Source organism: Micromonospora sp. NPDC049257, assembly GCF_040678915.1.
Taxonomy (GTDB): domain Bacteria; phylum Actinomycetota; class Actinomycetes; order Mycobacteriales; family Micromonosporaceae; genus Micromonospora; species Micromonospora antibiotica.
This window is the reverse complement of the sequence record NZ_JBFAQU010000007.1, coordinates 94,174-110,657: the sequence shown is the minus strand read 5'-3', so window position 1 is coordinate 110,657 and position 16,484 is coordinate 94,174. Positions and strand designations below refer to the sequence as shown.

The following is a 16,484-nucleotide window of genomic DNA, read 5'->3' as shown; positions in this document are numbered from 1 at the left end:
CACGTCTCGTCGTGGGGCGACGGCCTCCCTGGTCCCGATCTCCTTCGGGCCCACCATGGGCCGGCGACCAGGCACCAGGACGCCCGGCCACCGGCCGGGCGTGACAACCAGGGATCTTGAGGAGTACCCCACCATGGCCGTCGTGACCATGCGTCAGCTGCTGGAGAGCGGTGTCCACTTCGGGCACCAGACCCGGCGCTGGAACCCGAAGATGAAGCGCTTCATCATGACCGAGCGCAACGGCATCTACATCATCGACCTGCGCCAGACCCTCGACTACATCGAGAAGGCGTACGACTTCGTGCGCAACACGGTGGCCGAGGGCGGCAGCATCCTGTTCGTCGGCACCAAGAAGCAGGCTCAGGAGGCCATCTCCGAGCAGGCCACCCGGGTCGGCCAGCCGTACGTCAACCACCGCTGGCTCGGTGGCATGCTGACCAACTTCCAGACGGTGTACAAGCGGCTCCAGCGGATGAAGGAGCTTGAGGCGCTCGGTGACCTGACCGGCACCGCCGCCGGCTACACCAAGAAGGAGACCCTGCAGCTGTTCCGCGAGAAGACCAAGCTCACCAAGACCCTTGGTGGCCTGCGGGACATGCAGAAGCTCCCGGCCGCGGTCTGGATCGTCGACACCAAGAAGGAGCACATCGCCGTCGACGAGGCCCGCAAGCTGGGCATCCCGGTGATCGCGGTGCTGGACACCAACTGCGACCCGGACGAGGTCGACTTCCCGATCCCGGGCAACGACGACGCGATCCGCTCCGCCGAGCTGCTGACCCGGGTGGTGGCCGCCGCCGTCGCCGACGGTCTGATCGCCCGGTCCGGCCGTCGTCGTGGTGGCGACGAGAAGCCGGAGGCGGGTCAGGTCGGCAGCGACGAGCCGCTGACCGAGTGGGAGCGTGAGCTGCTGGAGCCGAAGAAGGCCGACGAGCAGCCCGCCGCCGAGCAGCCGGCCGCCGAGCCTGCCGCCGCCGAGCAGCCTGCCGCCGAGCAGAAGCCGGCCGAGCAGCCGGCGGCCGCCGCCGCCGAGTGACCCGTACCGCCGGATCCCCGCCGCTCGTCCGGGCGGCGGGGTCCGGCGGTCACCGCCGGGCGCATCCGGCCTGTTCCGGGTAGCCGGCATCCCAGACCACCCACCGCAGACTCAACACCCGAAGAGAGAGTCATGTCCAACTTCACCGCCGCGGACGTCAAGAAGCTCCGCGACCTCACCGGCGCCGGCATGATGGACTGCAAGAAGGCGCTCACCGAGGCTGAGGGCGACTTCGACAAGGCCGTCGAGATCCTGCGCGTCAAGGGCGCCAAGGACGTCGGCAAGCGGGCCGGCCGGACCGCCGCCAACGGCCTCGTCGCGCACTCCGGCAAGGCGCTGCTGGAGCTCAACTGCGAGACCGACTTCGTGGCCAAGACCGACGCGTTCGTCGCGCTGGCCCAGCAGCTGGTCGAGCACGGTGAGCGCAGCGGCGTCGGCACCGCCGAGGAGCTGCTCGCCACCGAGCTGGACGGCAAGACCGTCGCCGACCTGATCCAGGAGCAGTCCGCCAAGATCGGCGAGAAGCTGGTGCTCAACCGCTTCGCCAAGCTCGACGGCACCGTCGCGGTCTACCTGCACCGCAAGAGCCAGGACCTGCCGCCGGCCGTCGGTGTGCTGGTGGAGTACAGCGGCAAGACCGACGAGGCCGGCGACGCCGACGCCCGGGGCACCGCCATGCAGATCGCCGCGATGCGGCCGAAGTACGTCACCCGTGACGAGGTGCCGGCCGAGGTCGTCGAGTCCGAGCGGCGCATCGCCGAGCAGACCGCCCGCGAGGAGAACAAGCCCGAAGCGGCCCTGCCGAAGATCGTCGAGGGTCGGGTGAACGCCTTCTTCAAGGACTACGTCCTGATCGAGCAGGCGTCGGTCTCCGACAACAAGAAGACCGTCAAGCAGGTGCTGGCCGAGGCCGGCATCGAGGTGACCCGCTTCGTCCGGTTCGAGGTCGGCCAGGCCTGAGCCGCCACCGTCCGGGCGCGCGTGCCGCGCCCGGACGGGCACGCAACGTCGACGAGGAGGCCGCAGGTGTACGCGACAGGCACCGCGGCCTCCTCGTCGCATAGGGTCGGCAACGGGCAGGTACGCGGTGACGCGGCGCGGTCGACGCGCACGCGGGAGGGGCGGGGCGGATGACACAGGTTGTGAACGACCGGAGCCTGGAGGCGGACGACCCGACGGCGCCGCCGGCCGGCCGCGCCCGCCGGGTGGTGCTGAAGCTCTCGGGTGAGGTCTTCGGCGGTGGGGCGATCGGTGTCGACCCGGACGTCGTGCAGGCCATCGCCCGGCAGATCGCCACCGTGGTCCGCCGTGGTGTGCAGGTCTCCGTGGTGGTCGGCGGCGGCAACTTCTTCCGTGGGGCGGAGTTGCAGAAGCGCGGCATGGACCGGGCCCGCGCCGACTACATGGGCATGCTGGGCACGGTGATGAACTGCCTGGCGTTGCAGGACTTCCTGGAGAAGGAGGGCATCGAGACGCGGGTGCAGAGCGCGATCACGATGGCCCAGGTCGCCGAGCCGTACATTCCGCTGCGGGCGATCCGGCACCTGGAGAAGGGACGTGTGGTGATCTTCGGTGCGGGCGCCGGGATGCCGTACTTCTCCACCGACACGGTGGCCGCCCAGCGGGCGCTGGAGATCCGCGCCGACGTGGTGCTGATGAGCAAGAACGGCGTGGACGGCGTCTACAGCGCCGACCCGCGGATCGACCCGGCCGCCAGCAAGTTCGACTCGATCACCTTTTCCGAGGTGTTGCAACGCAACCTGCGGGTGGCGGACGCGGCGGCGTTCAGCCTCTGCATGGAGAACGGGCTGCCGATGCTGGTCTTCGGCGCCCAGGGCGAGGACACGATCATCCGGGCCGTCGGCGGCGACACGATCGGTACGCTGATCACCGCCTGACCGGTCCCGGCGACCCGAGCGGTCCTCCGCACCAGAGCAGCAGCTTCAGCCCACGACGAGCAACAGAAGGAGGCGAGGAGACCGGTGATCGACGACACCCTCCTCGAGGCCGAGGAGAAGATGGAGCGTGCGGTCGAGCACGCCAAGGAGGAGTTCGGCGCCATCCGTACCGGTCGCGCCAACGCCGCCATGTTCTCCAAGGTCATCATCGACTACTACGGCACGCCGACCCCGCTGCCCCAGATGGCGTCCATCGGGGTGCCGGAGCCGCGCATGGCCATCATCAAGCCGTACGACAACTCGCAGATCAACGCCATGGAGAAGGCGATCCGCGACTCCGACCTGGGGTTGAACCCGAACAACGAGGGCAACCAGCTGCGCATCCTGCTCCCGCAGATGACCGAGGAACGTCGCCGCGAGATGATCAAGGTGGCTCGGCACAAGGGCGAGGAAGCCAAGGTGGCGGTCCGCAACGTCCGCCGCAAGGGCAAGGAAGAGCTGGACCGCCTGGTCAAGGACGGTGAGGTCGGCGAGGACGACGGCCGCCGCGCCGAGAAGGAACTCGACGACATGACCCAGCGTTACGTCGCCACGGTCGACGAGCTGGTCAAGCACAAGGAGTCGGAGCTGCTCGAAGTCTGAGCCCGGCCCACGGCACCGGCGCGTCACCGCTCTGCGGAGGCAGCGCCGGTGCCGTCGTCGTCCGTCGGCCGGACGGCCGGGCCGACGTCCACCGTGCCCGGCTGGCCGGTGCAGTAGGCTCGGCAGGATTCCTGGCCACCGGGCGGTGAACGGCGGGGATCGATCGGTCGTCGGGCCGGTCAACCGGAAGTAGTCACGCGGGTAGGGGATGGTTGTGGTCTTGCGTCATGTGGTGGCACTCGTACCCTCGTCCGGTGCGTGATGTCCCCCCTCGACCCCTACAGCGGCACCGAGCCCCGTGGCTGGGAGCGGTCCGACCGTCCCCCGGCCCTGCCCTGGCCGGAACGGGAGGTCGAACCGTGGTCGCCCCGGCAGTCCGGCCCCGGATTGTCGGCCGGGCCGCAGGCCCCGCTCCGGCCACCGGTGCGTGGCCACGACGAGCCGAACGGCGGGCCGTACGACGAACCGGTCGGTGACCTCTTCGGTGCCGATCACCCGGGCGGGCCGCTCGCCGACGACGCCTCGACCGCGCAGTTCGCCGCGGTGCGCGACGACGACGCCCCGACCGCGCACCTGACGCCGGTGCGCGACGGCGACCTGCCGACCCCCCAGTTCGTCCCGGTCGGTGACGACGGCGGTACCGGGTCGCGCTTGCCGTCGCCCGATGCCGAGGCGGATCCGGAGCCACCGGCCGGTCGACGGTTCCGGGGCCGACGGCGGGCCAGTGCCGACCGGCCGGCCACCCCACTGCCGGCGACCGGGCGGGCCGGCCGTAACCTGCCGGCCGCCATCGGCGTCGGGCTGGGGCTCGGCGCGTTGGTCCTGGTGCCGCTCTTCTTCTTCCTGCCCGGCTTCCTGGCCGTGCTGGCCGGCGCGATCGGGGTGGGCATCTGGGAGATGACCCGCGCGGTCCGGCGCAGCGGAGCGCACCCGCCGCTGGTGCCGCTGCTCGCCGGTGGCGTGCTCACCATCGGGTTGGCCTGGTTCGCCGGGCCGGACGCGCTGAGCCTGGGGCTGCTGGTCACCGTGCTGGGCGCGATGGTCTGGCGGCTGGGTGACGGCCCGGCCGGCTTCCAACGGGACATCACCGCGGCCACCCTGATCGCGGTCTACGTGCCGTTCCTGGGTGGTTTCGCGGCGATGCTCGCGGCGGCTCCGGGCGACGGCCACCTGCGGGTGCTGGTCACCGTGGTCGGCGTGGTGCTCTCCGACACCGGCGGGTACGCCGCCGGGGTGTCCTTCGGTAGGCACCCGATGGCACCCAGGATCAGCCCGAAGAAATCCTGGGAGGGGTTCGCCGGCTCGGTCGCCGCCGCAGCGCTCGGCAGTGCCCTGCTGATCTGGCTGCTCTTCGACGTGGCGCCCTGGTGGGGTGCGGTGTTCGGGATGGCGGTCTCCGTCGCGGCGGTGCTGGGCGACCTCGCCGAGTCGATGATCAAACGGGACCTCGGCGTGAAAGACATGAGCACCCTGCTGCCGGGGCACGGTGGCCTGATGGACCGGCTGGACTCGATCCTGTTCGCCGTACCCACCGCCTACCTGCTGCTGGCGATCCTCGTGCCGGTGGTGGGCTGAGGGATGAATCACGCCGCGCCACCCGGGTGGTCCCCCTGGTGGGGGCCGATTCGGCACCTCCGGACGGGTGGGTCCGGCGACCGGCGTGACAGACTGGACCAGCCATGACGAGCCTGCCTGTGATCCCCGTTGACCCGGACGCCCCCGGCCGCCGCCCGGCGATGCCACCCCGACACCTCGCCGACCTGGACCTGCCGGGCCGGCGGGCGCTCGTCACCGAGCTGGGTGAGCCAGCCTTCCGGGCCAAGCAGGTCTCCCACCACTACTTCGGGCGACTGGTGCGCGACCCGGCCGAGATGACCGATCTGCCGGCGGCCACCCGGGACCGGTTGGCCGGGGCGCTGCTGCCCCGGCTGCTCACCCCGGTCCGCGAGCTGGCCTGCGACGACGGGGCCACCCGTAAGGCGCTGTGGCGGTTGCACGACGGGTCGCTGGTGGAGAGCGTGCTGATGGGTTACCCGGACCGGGTCACCGTCTGTATCTCCAGCCAGGCGGGCTGCGGCATGGCCTGCCCGTTCTGCGCCACCGGCCAAGCCGGGTTGACCCGCAACCTGTCCGCCGCCGAGATCGTCGACCAGGCGGTCTATCTCGCCGGGGTCGCCGCCTCGGGCGCGGTGGCCGGGTCGCCGCCCCGGTTGTCGCACGTCGTGTTCATGGGCATGGGTGAGCCGCTGGCCAACTACTCCCGGGTCGTCACGGCGATCCGGCGGCTGGTCGCGCCGGCCCCGGAGGGGCTGGGTCTGTCGCAGCGGCACATCACCGTCTCCACGGTCGGTCTGGTGCCGGCCATCCGCCGACTGGCCAGCGAAGACCTCGCGGTGACCCTTGCGTTGTCGCTGCATGCGCCCGATGATGAGCTGCGCGACGAACTCGTGCCGGTCAACCAGCGCTGGAAGGTAGCCGAGGTGCTGGACGCAGCGTGGGACTACGCGGCGACGACGGGGCGCCGGGTGTCGATCGAGTACGCGATGATCAAAGACGTGAACGATCAGCCGTGGCGGGCCGACCTGCTCGGGCGGTTGTTGGCCGGTAGGTCGGCGCACGTCAACCTCATCCCGCTCAATCCGACACCGGGTAGCCGGTGGGACGCCAGCGCCAAGCCGGTGGAGCGGGAGTTCGTCCGACGGTTGCGGGAGTCCGGCGTCTCCACCACGGTGCGTGACACCCGGGGGCGTGAGATCGACGGTGCGTGCGGGCAGTTGGCTGCCGCGGTGGACAGTGACATCGAAGCGCCGCGCGGGCGCGACCGGGCGTAGCGGTACGAGACCAGGAGACATAGTGGCGAGTCAGGGTCAGCGTTTCCGGCGTAAGGCGCTCCGCCGGGGCTACAAGGTCGACGAGGTCGACGCCTTCCTGGACCGGGTGGAGGCCACCCTCGCCGGTCAGCCGGTCGGTGCCCCCGTGGCCTCCCAGGAGGTCCACGACGTCGTCTTCCGGGTCCGCTTCAACGGCTATGACGAGTGGCAGGTCGACCTGCACCTGGATCGGGTGGAGCGGCAGTTGGCCGAGCTGGAGGAGCGCGCCGCCCCCGGTGGCCGGGTCGCCGACCCGCGTGGCGCGGACCGGCTCGCCCCGCCGATGCGCGACGACCACCGGGGTATGTCGCCGGTGCCGCAGCCGATGCCGCCCCGCGCGATGCCGGCCCAGCCTGGTCCGCCGGACCGTTACGGCAGCCGCTACGACGAGCCGAGTGGCGCCTTCGCCGTCGGACGTGACGCGCCTCGCGGTGGGTACGACGAGCCGAGTGGCACCTTCGCCGTCGGACGTGACGCGCCTCGCGGTGGGTACGACGAGCCGAGCGGCGCCTTCGCCGTCGGACACGACGCGCCGCGCGGTGGGTACGACCCGCCTCGTGGTGGGTACGACGCGCCGCGCGGCCAGTTGGGCCCGGGCCCCGGCGGGCCGATGGGCCCCGGTCCGAGCGGGCCGATGGGGCACGGTGGCCCACCGCCGCGGGGTCTGCCGGCCGGCCCGGGTAGTGGCTACGGCCCCCCGGACGAGCAGCGCTTCGACGGTTTCGAGGCGGGCCGGCACGGTCGTACCGACATGACTGCCGAGATCCGGATGCCCGAGCGTGACCGGATGCCGGAACGCGACCGGATGCCCGAGCGGGACCGGATGCCCGAGCGGGACCCGCGGGAGATGCGTGGTCGTGGTCCGGGAGGCCCGCCGCCGATGGGTGGCCCGTCGATGGGCGGGCCCGCGCCGATGGGCCCGCCGGCCGGTGGCCCGCCGATGGTGGGTCCGCCGATGGCCGGCCCGCCCGGCAGCGAGCTGTACCGGGTCGACCAGATCCGGCGCAGCTTCCAGGTGCGCCGCTTCGGCAGCGGGTACGACCCCGACCAGGTGGACCGGTTCTTCGAGAGCCTGCTCGGTGGGATGCAGGGCCGTAACCAGATGCCGGTGAACCCCAAGGACCTGGACACGCTGCGGTTCGGGCTGGTGCCCGGTGGTTACTTCGAGGCGGAGGTCGACGCCGCGCTCAAGGACGTCCAGGACATCCTCTTCGGCCGTTGATCCAGCAGATGTGACGAGGGCCCATCCCCGACCGGGGTGGGCCCTCGTACGTCTGTGGGGCGGTGCGTCAGGAGCGTAGCCCGCTGCGGCGCAGCACGGCGTCGCCGATGACGATCGCCAGCAACAGCACGGCCAGGCCGACCAGCCAGATGTCCTCGACCTTGCCCTCGTGGTTGCCGCACAGCATCGCCAGCAGCGCCAACGCGGAGAGCACCGCGCCGATCCGTCCGGCCTTGCGGTGCCCGGGCCTGTGCTGATCTGGCGCGGTTACCGGCTCGCTTCCTGCCACTGTCGGTCCTTCCCTCGCGATCGGATCTCCGGCTAGTCTGGCACGCCCTGCCCCGGCCCCGGTGCGGGGTCCGCCCTGCCGAAGCCCGGCGGACCGGGAAACTCGTGGCGCGCGGCCGGCTGTTGACCAGCAGCGCCCGGGCCGCCGGGGGCCGGGCCGGCAGGATCGGGGTGCCGGGTGGCCGGGCCGGGCAGGAGTGGGCAGGGCTGGCCGGGGACCGGGCCGAAAGACCCCGGCCCGGTGGGGCGGGTCGGCTCTACCGGCGTCGCGGGCCGTCGACCACACTGCCTCCGGTAGCGTTCGGGCGTACACCTTGATTGTCTGTTTGAGGGGGACTGCGGTGCGAGTGACCGGTACGGGACATGCCAGCATGCGGATCGACACGGCTGCGGGCAGCATCCTGTGCGACCCGTGGGTCAATCCGGCCTACTTCGCCTCCTGGTTCCCGTTCCCCGACAACTCCCTGCTCGACTGGGAGGCCCTGGGCCAGGTCGACTACCTGTACGTGTCGCACCTGCACCGGGACCACTTCGACGCCAAGCACCTGCGGGAGTTCGTCTCGAAGGACGCCACCGTCCTGCTGCCCGAGTTCCCCACCTCGGAGATGGCCGACGAGCTGCGGGCGCTGGGCTTCACGAAGTTCCTGCGGGCCCCCAACGAGCAGGTGGTGGAGCTGCCCGGCGGCCTGAAGATCATGATCCAGGCGCTGACCAGCCCGACCGACGGCCCGATCGGCGACTCGTCGCTCTGGGTGGAGTACGACGGGGTCCGGCTGCTCAACCAGAACGACGCCCGCCCCACCGACCTGACCGTCTTCGCCGAGCTGGGCCACGTGCACGCGCACCTGCTCCAGTTCTCCGGCGCGATCTGGTACCCGATGGTCTACGAGCTGCCGCAGTCGGCGAAGACCGCGTTCGGCAAGCAGAAGCGGGAGCGGCAGTTCGACCGGACCTGGCGCTACATCGACGACCTGAAGGCCGACCACGTCTTCCCGATCGCCGGCCCGCCGTGTTTCCTCGACGACGCGTTGTGGCAGTTCAACGACATTCACGGCGACGAGGGCAACATCTTCCCGGACCAGTCGGTGTTCCTGTCGGAGTACGCGAAGGTCGGCGGCACCAACGGCATCGTGCTGCTGCCGGGCAGCGTCGCCGAGGTGACCACCTCCGGCGCGACCACCACCCACCCGCAGCCGGTCGAGGAGTTCTTCGCGAACAAGACCGCGCACCTGGAGGAGATGCGGGAGCGCAAGCGCCCGGTCATCGAGGCCGAGAAGGCGTCCTGGCGGCACCCCGAGATCGACGTGCTGGCCGGGATGAAACGCCGGATCGAGCCGCTGCTCGACGAGTCGATCTACCTGGCCAAGGGGGTCGGCGGCCCGGTCCGCTTCGACCTGGTCGGCTACGACGGGGACAGCGTCGAATCCATCGTGGTGGACTTCCCCGGCAAGCAGGTCCGGCCGTACGCCGACGAGAAGGTCAGGTACCGGTTCCGTACCGAGCGGGCGCTCATCGAGCACCTGCTCCATATCGACGAGGTGGACTGGGTCAACTCGCTCTTCCTGTCCTGCCGGTTCTCGGCGGCCCGGATCGGCCAGTACAACGAGTTCGTCTACGCCTTCTTCAAGTGCCTGTCCACCGAGCGCCTCCAGTACGCCGAGGGCTGGTACGACGAGCACGAGCGGGCCGTCGACGCCGAGGACATCACCCTGGGTGACTGGGTGGTGCAGCGCCGTTGCCCCCACCTCAAGGCGGACCTGACCCGGTTCGGCATCGTCGACGGCGACCAGCTCACCTGCCAGCTGCACGGCTGGAAGTTCGACCTGCCGTCGGGCCGCTGCCTGACCAGCGTCGGCCACAAGATCCGCGCCGCCCGGGTGGACGCGGAAGCTCCCGCCCCGGCGAACTGACCGGCCGCGCCCGGCCGCTCCCGTCCTCGCTGCCGCCCGATGGGGTGGCGGCAACTGACCCCGTTCCCACCCCGCCATCCCCCGTTTCCGGCGACCATGACGTGGTGCCGGCCCGGCTGACCGGTGCACTCCGGGCACGGTGACGTCAGGACCGACAGGGCGGGTGGGGCGGGGTGGTGGACGAGGAGGAGTACGAGTTCGGGCACCGGCGGGAGAAGGAGCGGGACGCCTCCCGGGTGGAGGCGTTCAGCGACGCGGTGATCGCGATCGTGCTGACCCTGATGGCGGTGGAGCTGCTCCAACTCAGCCCGCAGCGGCCCGAGGGGCAGGATCTGCCCGGGGCGCTGTTCCACGAGTGGCCCGCCTACCTGGCGTACGTGATCACGTTCGTGATCGTCGGTCAGGTCTGGTTGACCCACCACAACATGTGGCGGTACGTCGTCAAGGTCGACCAGTTGCTGCTCGTCCTCAACCTGCTGTTGTTGCTGTTCGTGGCGGCCATTCCGTTCGCGGCCAGCCTGCTCGCCGACAACCTGCGGGGCACCGTCGCCGACCAGCGGTTGACCGCCGCCCTCTATGTCGGCACGGTGCTCGGTGAGGCGCTGTTCTTCAACCTGAGCTGGTGGTGGGCCCGCCGCCGACGGCTGCTCGACCCGGGATTGGATCCCCGGCTGGCCCGCGCCGTGGCCCGCCGCTTCCTGCTCGGCCCGGTCCTGTACCTGGTGGCGTTCGGCATCTCCTTCGTCGACCCGGTGCTCAGCCTCGCGGCGTACTTCCTGCTCACCGGGCTCTATCTGATCCGGGGCCCCGGCGACCTGCCGTCCTCCCGTCCAGCTCCCGCCTGAGCCGGGCAGGCCCGTCACCGCCCGCCCGGACGGCGACGGTGTCACCCGGCCCGCCCGCCCGGCGGCGGTCTCACCCGGCCCGGCCGGACGGCGACGGTGTCACCCGGTCCGCCTGCCGGGACGGGCCGGTGGGCGTCAGCGGCCCAGGTCGGCGAGGATGCGTCGGGCGGCGTTGTGGCCGGCCGCGCCGATCACGCTGCCCGCCGGGTGGCAGCCGGCGCTGCCCGCGTACACCCCGTCGATGCCGGTGGCGTACGGCATCCGGTCGGTGAACGAGACGGTGTTGTCGACGTGGTGGATGTGCCCGCCGGTGATGCCGAAGTGCGCCTCGATGCCGGGCGGGGGCAGCGGCACCGCGTCGGCGATCAGGTCACCGGTGCCCGGGGCGTACCGTTCGCAGATCTCCACCAGTCGGGTGACGTAGCCGGGCAGCGCGCTGTCCCAGTCGGTGCCGGCCAGCGTGTAGGGCACCGACTGGACGAACAGCGCCGACGAGTGGTGCCCGGCCGGGTCGGACAGCGACGGGTCGACCGTGGTGTGCAGGTACCACTCGATGGTCGGTTCGTCGGGCAGCCGCCCGGCCTGCACGTCGGCCCACATCGCCCGCAGCGCCGCCATCGGTGACTCGCCGCCGGCCCCGACCAGCGACGCCGACCCGGGCAGCAGGTGGATGGTGGACCCGAACGGGCTGGGCGCGTCGGCCGGCAGGCAGGAGAACCGGGGCAGCCCGGTCAGCGCCAGGTTGAGCTTGAGGGTGGTGCCGGGCCGGCGGACCGCCGCCATCCGCGCGCCCAGCTCCGCCGGGAGCGCGCCGTCGGGCACCAGCTCCATCAGCCGGTACGGGTCACACGCGCCGAGCACCACCTCGGCGGCGACCTCCCGCCCGTCGGCGAGCCGGACGCCCGACGCCGCGCCCCCGGTCAGGGTGACGGCGTCGACCCGGGCACCGGTCAGGATGGTCGCCCCGGCGGCGCGGGCGGCCTCGGCGAAGGTGCGCGAGACGGTGCCCATCCCGCCCTCGGCGATCATCCAGGTGCCGTCCGCGCCGGGCAGCCGGCACATGTTGTGCACCAGGAAGTTGTGGCCGGTGCCGGGGTCGTCCGGGCCGGCGTTGAGGCCGGACAGCCCGTCGGTGACCGCGTACATGCTGACCAGCAGTTCGGAGCGGAAGTCGAAGCGGGCCAGGTAGTCGGCGACGGAACCACGGACCAGGTCGACGAAGACCTGCCGCAGCTCGGGGCGGACGTAGCGTTCGGCGGTCTGCTCCACCGGCAGCGGCTCGGCCAGCCACGCCGGGGCCAGGTCGGCGCGCAGCTGCGCCAGCTCGGCCTGGAGCGCGTCGTCGGCGGCCACGTCGGCGGGGGAGAAGAACTCGGTGAGCTGCCGCCGGGTCGCGGCGGTGTCGCTGCCGAACAGCAGGTACGGCGCTCCGGGCCCGCCCGGGGTGGGCAGGAAGTAGTGCGGGTCCCGGCGCAGCACCGGGATGCGCACGTCGAGGGTGGCGAGCAGCTCCGGCGGCATCAGCCCCAGCAGGTACGACCCGGTGGAGTGGCGCAGCGCGGGCACCTTCGGGAACGGGTTCTCGGTGCGGGTGGCCCCGCCGATCACCTCCGCCGCCTCCAGCACCAGCACGTCCAGCCCGGCGCGGGCCAGCAGGACGGCGGAGACCAGCCCGTTGTGCCCCGATCCGATGATCACGACGTCGGCGCGGGACGGCAGCTCACTCGCATCGCTCATGCCTGGGCAGCCTAGTGCGGCGGGCGGCGTCCGTCTGCCGGCTGGACCGGCGGGGCCGGTTGGTCCGGGCCGGCCCGTCGAACGTGAACGGTTGTTGCGATAGTGGACGGCGATCGCTGCGGGGCCGACACCGGTCTCCGCCGGTCGACGGCCCGGGTGTGGGTGACGGCGGGTCGGTGGGGGTCGACGAGGGGAGAGGTGGATGTTCGCCTGGTGGGGGCGGGTGGTGGTGCGTGCCCGGTGGGTGGTGCTGGCCACCGCCGGGGTGCTGGTGGCCGTCGGGGCCACCTGGGGCGCCGGGGTGTTCGGGGAGCTGACCGGGGGCGGGTTCGACGACCCGTCGAGCGAGTCCAGCCGTACCGTGCAGCGGGTCACCGCCGAACTCGGCCGGCAGGGTGCCGACGTGATCGTGCTCTGGTCCAGCGGCACCGCGTCCGTCGACGACCCGGAGTTCCGCGACCCGGTCACCTCCACCGTGGCCGGGCTGCGCCAGCGCGCCGAGGTGGCCGAGGTGACCACCTGGTACGACACGCCCGCGCCCGCGTTTGTCGCCGAGGACCGGCGGGCCACCTACGCGCTGGTCAAGCTGACCGGCGGTGACGAGGACGCCCGCTCGGCGCAGTTCACGGCGCTGCGCCCCGCGCTGGATGCACCCGGGCTGCGTACCGACGTCGGCGGGCTGGTGGCGTTCCAGGCGGAGGCCACCACCCAGAGCACCGAGGACATCACCCGGGCCGAGTTGCTGTCCATGCCGGTGCTACTGGTGCTGCTCGTGCTGATCTTCGGCGGGTTGGTCGCCGCCGGCACCCCGCTGCTCGTCGGCGGCCTGGCCATCCTCGGCGCATTCGTGGCGGTACGCCTGGTCAACCTGGTCACCGACGTGTCGATCTTCGCGATCAACGTGATCACCCTGATCGGGCTCGGGATGGCGGTGGACTACGCGCTGTTCGTCATCAGCCGATTCCGGGAGGAGCTGGCCGCCGGGCACGGCACCGCCGAGGCGATCCGGCGCACCATCCTCACCGCCGGCCGTACCGTGTTCGTCTCCGGGCTGACCGTCGCGCTCGCCATGGCCAGCCTGCTGATCTTCCCGCAGCCGTTCCTGCGGTCGATGGGCTTCGGCGGGATGGCCGCCGTCCTGATCGCCATGCTGGCGGCGCTCACCGTGCTGCCGGCCCTGCTGGTGGTGCTCGGCCACCGGGTGGACGCGGTGCGCGTACCGCTGCCGTGGCGGCGGGGGACGCGGGGTGACCGGCGGGCGACGGGTGACGAGGGTGGTGCCTGGGCCCGGATCGCGCGCAGCGTGATGCGCCGGCCGGTGCTCTACCTGGTGGGGGTCGCGGTGCTGCTCGCCGTGCTGGCCACCCCGTTCGCGCGGATCACCTTCGGCGGGGTCGACGAGCGGGTGCTGCCGGCCGACGCCGCACCCCGGGTGGTCTCCGAGCGGATCTCCGCCGAGTTCCCCGGCGGCACGATCGCCCCGATCGAGGTGCTGGTCTCCGGGGCTGCGGCCGACGCGGTGCGACCGTTCGCCGACCGGATCGCGGCGCTGCCCGGGGTGACCGGGGTCCAGGTCACGGCGGCGAAGGGGGAGTCGACCCTGCTGTCGGTGAGCTACCCGGGGGAGCCGACCGGCGACGACGCCCGCGACCTGGTCCGGACGCTGCGCGACCTGCCCGGCCCGGCCGGGGCGCAGGTGCTGGTCGGCGGGCGGCCCGCCGCCGACGTGGACCTGCTGGACAGCCTCGGCGACCGGTTGCCGTGGATGGCGCTGCTGATGGCCGGCGCGACCCTGCTGCTGCTGTTCCTCGCCTTCGGCTCGGTGGTGCTGCCGGTCAAGGCGGTGCTGATGAACCTGCTGTCGATCGGCGCGTCGTTCGGCGTGGTGGTCTGGATCTTCCAGGACGGCCACCTGGCCGGTCTGCTCGGTTTCACCTCCACCGGGTTCATCGAGCCGAGCAACCTCATCCTCATGCTCGCGGTGTTGTTCGGGCTGGCCACCGACTACGAGGTGTTCCTGCTCAGCCGGGTACGCGAGGAGTGGGACCGCACCGGCGACAACACCGCCTCGGTCGCCACCGGCCTGCAACGCACCGGCCGGATCATCACCGCCGCCGCGCTGCTGCTGATCATCGTGGTGGCCGGCTTCACCACCGGCGGGATGGCCTACATCAAGCTGATCGGTGTCGGCATGATCGTGGCGATCGTGGTGGACGCGACCCTGGTCCGGGCGCTGCTCGTGCCGGCGACCATGCGGCTGCTGGGGCGGTGGAACTGGTGGGCCCCGGCACCCCTGGCCCGGCTCTGGGCCCGTTACGGCCTGCGCGAGACCGACGACCCGGCGGATCCGCCGACGACCCCGGACACGTCGGCGTCGGCGTCGCCCGTGTCGTCGCCGCCGCCCGCTCCGCCGGTGCCGCCCGCCCCGGCGGCGGGCACCCGGGGTGGGTCGGCGGATGCCTCGGGCTGGTTCGCCGTGGCCGCTGCGGCATCGACGCCTGCGGACGCGCTCCCGGAGCCGGACGTCGACCCCGAGCCGGCGGTCGACCCCGAGCCGGACGTCGACCCGGAGGCGGCGACGCGGCGGGCCCGCCAGCGGGACAACGCGAGGGTGGCCGAGTAGCCGGCCAGCACGATCACGTGGAACAGGTAGAGCCAGAGCAGCACCGCGACGCCGGCCCCCACCGGGTCGAAGCCGCCGAACGGGACACCGAGGTCCAGCGGGAGCGAACAGAACAGCACGAAGCCGTGCAGGAAGCCGGAGAGGTTGGCGGCGGTGAACGAGCCGACCGCCAGCGTCGACAACCAGTCCGGTGAGGCCGGCCCGACCACCCGGAACACCCACATCAGCACCGGGGTGAGCACCAGCCACACCGCCAGGAACGACAGCACGATGCCGAGGGCGGCGACCCAGCCACCCTGCCGGATCAGCCGGGTGGTGGTGGGCAGCGCGATGAGGATCGACAGCAGCAGGGCGGGGGCGGGGGCGAGCAGCGGCAGCAGCAGCAACCGCCCCCGCCAGCCGACCAGCGACTCGTCCGGGTTGGGGGCGACGGCCACCGAGACGAACGCCCGGCGCAGCCCCTCACCGTAGAGCGAGGCGGGCAGCAGGGAGGCCAGCGCCAGCAGCGGGGTCAACTGCACCCCGGCGTTGACCAGCGCGTCCACCGCCTCGGGCGCACCGATCGCGTCCGGCAGCGTCTCCACGGCGTACGCGGTGAGCCGGCGTACCCGGTCCGCGCCGGCCAGCAGCGAGGTCAGCCAGATCGCCAGCAGGGCCACCGGCACCACGGCGATCGCCCCGTAGAAGGTGATCGCGGCGGCGTGCAGGGAGAGGTCCCGCCCGCGTACCGGCCGGAACGCGGCACTGGTGATCCGCTTCGTACGCTGCCATGCGCCCATCGTGGTGTTCTTCCCCCTCACGTCCGTCGGCACGCATTACGATCCCGCGACATGACCGTGCTCACCACCGACCGGCTGATCCTGCGGAACTGGACCGACTCGCCGGCCGACCTGGCCCGGATCTTCGACATCTACTCCCGCAACGAGGTGGTGCGCTGGCTGGGCGCGGCCCCCGGTCTGCCGTTGGCCGACCCGGCGCAGGCGGCCGACCGGTTGGCGCTCTGGCGGGCCCGGCACGCCGACCATGGCGACCGGTACGGCACCTGGGCGGTGCAGGTGCGCGACACCGGCCTGGTGGTCGGCACGATCCTGCTCAAGCCGTTGCCCGGCCGGGACGAGCAGGTGCCCACCGCCGACATCGAGGTGGGTTGGCACCTGCACCCCGACTCGTGGGGCCACGGCTATGCCACCGAGGCGGCCCGCGTCCTGGTCGACCGGGAACTCGCCACCGGCACCGGGCAGGTGTACGCGGTGGTGGCCCCCGGCAACGGGGCGTCGATGGCGGTGGCCCGCCGGCTCGGGATGACCCACCTGGGTCGGCGCACCGACTGGTACGGCGGTGAGGAACTGGAGACCTTCGTGCGCCGGGCGCTCCCGGGCTCCCCAGGTGGCCGATAGCCACCTCAGGCGGTCATTA

The 16,484-nt window shown here is 72.2% G+C and carries 13 protein-coding genes and 1 pseudogene; 11 read left to right on the top strand and 3 right to left on the bottom strand.

Going from position 1 to position 16,484, the window contains the following annotated elements; genetic code table 11:
* Positions 1 to 133: 133 nt before the first annotated feature.
* The 7 genes from rpsB to AB0K25_RS13565 all read left to right on the top strand — a co-directional run bounded on the left by rpsB (position 134) and on the right by AB0K25_RS13565 (position 7,665).
* Positions 134 to 1,033 carry a 30S ribosomal protein S2 gene (rpsB, locus tag AB0K25_RS13595; protein WP_363820308.1) on the top strand — a complete coding sequence of 300 codons (900 nt, stop codon included), beginning with the start codon at positions 134 to 136 and terminating at the stop codon, positions 1,031 to 1,033.
* Positions 1,034 to 1,165: 132 nt separating this feature from the next.
* Positions 1,166 to 1,993 carry a translation elongation factor Ts gene (gene tsf, locus AB0K25_RS13590; protein WP_208567177.1) on the top strand — a complete coding sequence of 276 codons (828 nt, stop codon included), beginning with the start codon at positions 1,166 to 1,168 and terminating at the stop codon, positions 1,991 to 1,993.
* A 170-nt stretch (positions 1,994 to 2,163) separates the two neighbouring features.
* Positions 2,164 to 2,931 (top strand): UMP kinase, encoded by a 768-nt coding sequence (pyrH, locus tag AB0K25_RS13585; protein ID WP_219468356.1) that lies wholly within the window; start codon positions 2,164 to 2,166, stop codon positions 2,929 to 2,931.
* An 84-nt stretch (positions 2,932 to 3,015) separates the two neighbouring features.
* On the top strand, positions 3,016 to 3,573 hold the full coding sequence (gene frr, locus AB0K25_RS13580) for a ribosome recycling factor (RefSeq protein ID WP_219468359.1): 558 nt from the start codon (positions 3,016 to 3,018) through the stop codon (positions 3,571 to 3,573).
* Between the two features lie 261 nt (positions 3,574 to 3,834).
* Positions 3,835 to 5,148: a phosphatidate cytidylyltransferase gene (locus AB0K25_RS13575; protein WP_219468362.1), complete on the top strand. Its 1,314-nt coding sequence runs from the start codon at positions 3,835 to 3,837 to the stop codon at positions 5,146 to 5,148.
* Between the two features lie 104 nt (positions 5,149 to 5,252).
* Positions 5,253 to 6,404: a 23S rRNA (adenine(2503)-C(2))-methyltransferase RlmN gene (gene rlmN, locus AB0K25_RS13570; RefSeq protein ID WP_357534534.1), complete on the top strand. Its 1,152-nt coding sequence runs from the start codon at positions 5,253 to 5,255 to the stop codon at positions 6,402 to 6,404.
* Between the two features lie 22 nt (positions 6,405 to 6,426).
* Positions 6,427 to 7,665, top strand: a complete 1,239-nt coding sequence (locus tag AB0K25_RS13565) for a DivIVA domain-containing protein (RefSeq protein WP_219468369.1) — start codon at positions 6,427 to 6,429, stop codon at positions 7,663 to 7,665.
* Positions 7,666 to 7,732: 67 nt separating this feature from the next.
* On the opposite strand, the gene AB0K25_RS13560 is transcribed toward AB0K25_RS13565, so the two are convergent.
* The gene (locus AB0K25_RS13560; protein WP_091245943.1) at positions 7,733 to 7,954 is read right to left on the bottom strand and encodes a DUF2631 domain-containing protein; all 222 of its coding nucleotides are present in this window, start codon (positions 7,952 to 7,954) and stop codon (positions 7,733 to 7,735) included.
* 340 nt (positions 7,955 to 8,294) lie between these two features.
* Here AB0K25_RS13560 and AB0K25_RS13555 point away from each other — a divergent pair, with 340 nt between their 5' ends.
* The gene (locus AB0K25_RS13555) at positions 8,295 to 9,863 is read left to right on the top strand and encodes a Rieske 2Fe-2S domain-containing protein (RefSeq protein WP_219468373.1); all 1,569 of its coding nucleotides are present in this window, start codon (positions 8,295 to 8,297) and stop codon (positions 9,861 to 9,863) included.
* A 173-nt stretch (positions 9,864 to 10,036) separates the two neighbouring features.
* Complete coding sequence (locus tag AB0K25_RS13550; protein ID WP_219468375.1) at positions 10,037 to 10,708, top strand: TMEM175 family protein; 672 nt, start codon at positions 10,037 to 10,039, stop codon at positions 10,706 to 10,708.
* Between the two features lie 135 nt (positions 10,709 to 10,843).
* Here AB0K25_RS13550 and AB0K25_RS13545 read toward each other — a convergent pair whose 3' ends face one another.
* Positions 10,844 to 12,445 (bottom strand): NAD(P)/FAD-dependent oxidoreductase, encoded by a 1,602-nt coding sequence (locus tag AB0K25_RS13545; protein ID WP_363820300.1) that lies wholly within the window; start codon positions 12,443 to 12,445, stop codon positions 10,844 to 10,846.
* A gap of 202 nt (positions 12,446 to 12,647) precedes the next feature.
* Between AB0K25_RS13545 and AB0K25_RS13540 the strand changes: the two genes are divergently transcribed.
* Positions 12,648 to 15,068 carry an MMPL family transporter gene (locus tag AB0K25_RS13540; RefSeq protein WP_219468383.1) on the top strand — a complete coding sequence of 807 codons (2,421 nt, stop codon included), beginning with the start codon at positions 12,648 to 12,650 and terminating at the stop codon, positions 15,066 to 15,068.
* Here AB0K25_RS13540 and AB0K25_RS13535 read toward each other — a convergent pair.
* Positions 15,026 to 15,847: pseudogene (locus AB0K25_RS13535) on the bottom strand (YhjD/YihY/BrkB family envelope integrity protein); the annotation flags it as partial. The gene AB0K25_RS13540 and the pseudogene AB0K25_RS13535 overlap by 43 nt on opposite strands.
* A gap of 51 nt (positions 15,848 to 15,898) precedes the next feature.
* On the opposite strand from AB0K25_RS13535, the gene AB0K25_RS13530 reads away from it, so the two are divergent.
* A complete protein-coding gene (locus AB0K25_RS13530) occupies positions 15,899 to 16,465 on the top strand; it encodes a GNAT family N-acetyltransferase (RefSeq protein WP_357534527.1) in 567 nt (188 codons plus the stop codon).
* The last annotated feature ends 19 nt before the right edge of the window (positions 16,466 to 16,484 follow it).

Excerpts from the sequence above, each read along its gene's own strand:
- tsf (WP_208567177.1), top strand. The coding sequence starts at position 1,166 with ATGTCCAACTTCACCGCCGCGGACGTCAAGAAGCTCCGCGACCTCACC.
- AB0K25_RS13540 (WP_219468383.1), top strand. The coding sequence starts at position 12,648 with ATGTTCGCCTGGTGGGGGCGGGTGGTGGTGCGTGCCCGGTGGGTGGTG.
- AB0K25_RS13530 (WP_357534527.1), top strand. The coding sequence starts at position 15,899 with ATGACCGTGCTCACCACCGACCGGCTGATCCTGCGGAACTGGACCGAC.
- pyrH (WP_219468356.1), top strand. The coding sequence starts at position 2,164 with ATGACACAGGTTGTGAACGACCGGAGCCTGGAGGCGGACGACCCGACG.
- AB0K25_RS13575 (WP_219468362.1), top strand. The coding sequence starts at position 3,835 with ATGTCCCCCCTCGACCCCTACAGCGGCACCGAGCCCCGTGGCTGGGAG.
- rpsB (WP_363820308.1), top strand. The coding sequence starts at position 134 with ATGGCCGTCGTGACCATGCGTCAGCTGCTGGAGAGCGGTGTCCACTTC.
- rlmN (WP_357534534.1), top strand. The coding sequence starts at position 5,253 with ATGACGAGCCTGCCTGTGATCCCCGTTGACCCGGACGCCCCCGGCCGC.
- AB0K25_RS13545 (WP_363820300.1), bottom strand. The coding sequence starts at position 12,445 with ATGAGCGATGCGAGTGAGCTGCCGTCCCGCGCCGACGTCGTGATCATC.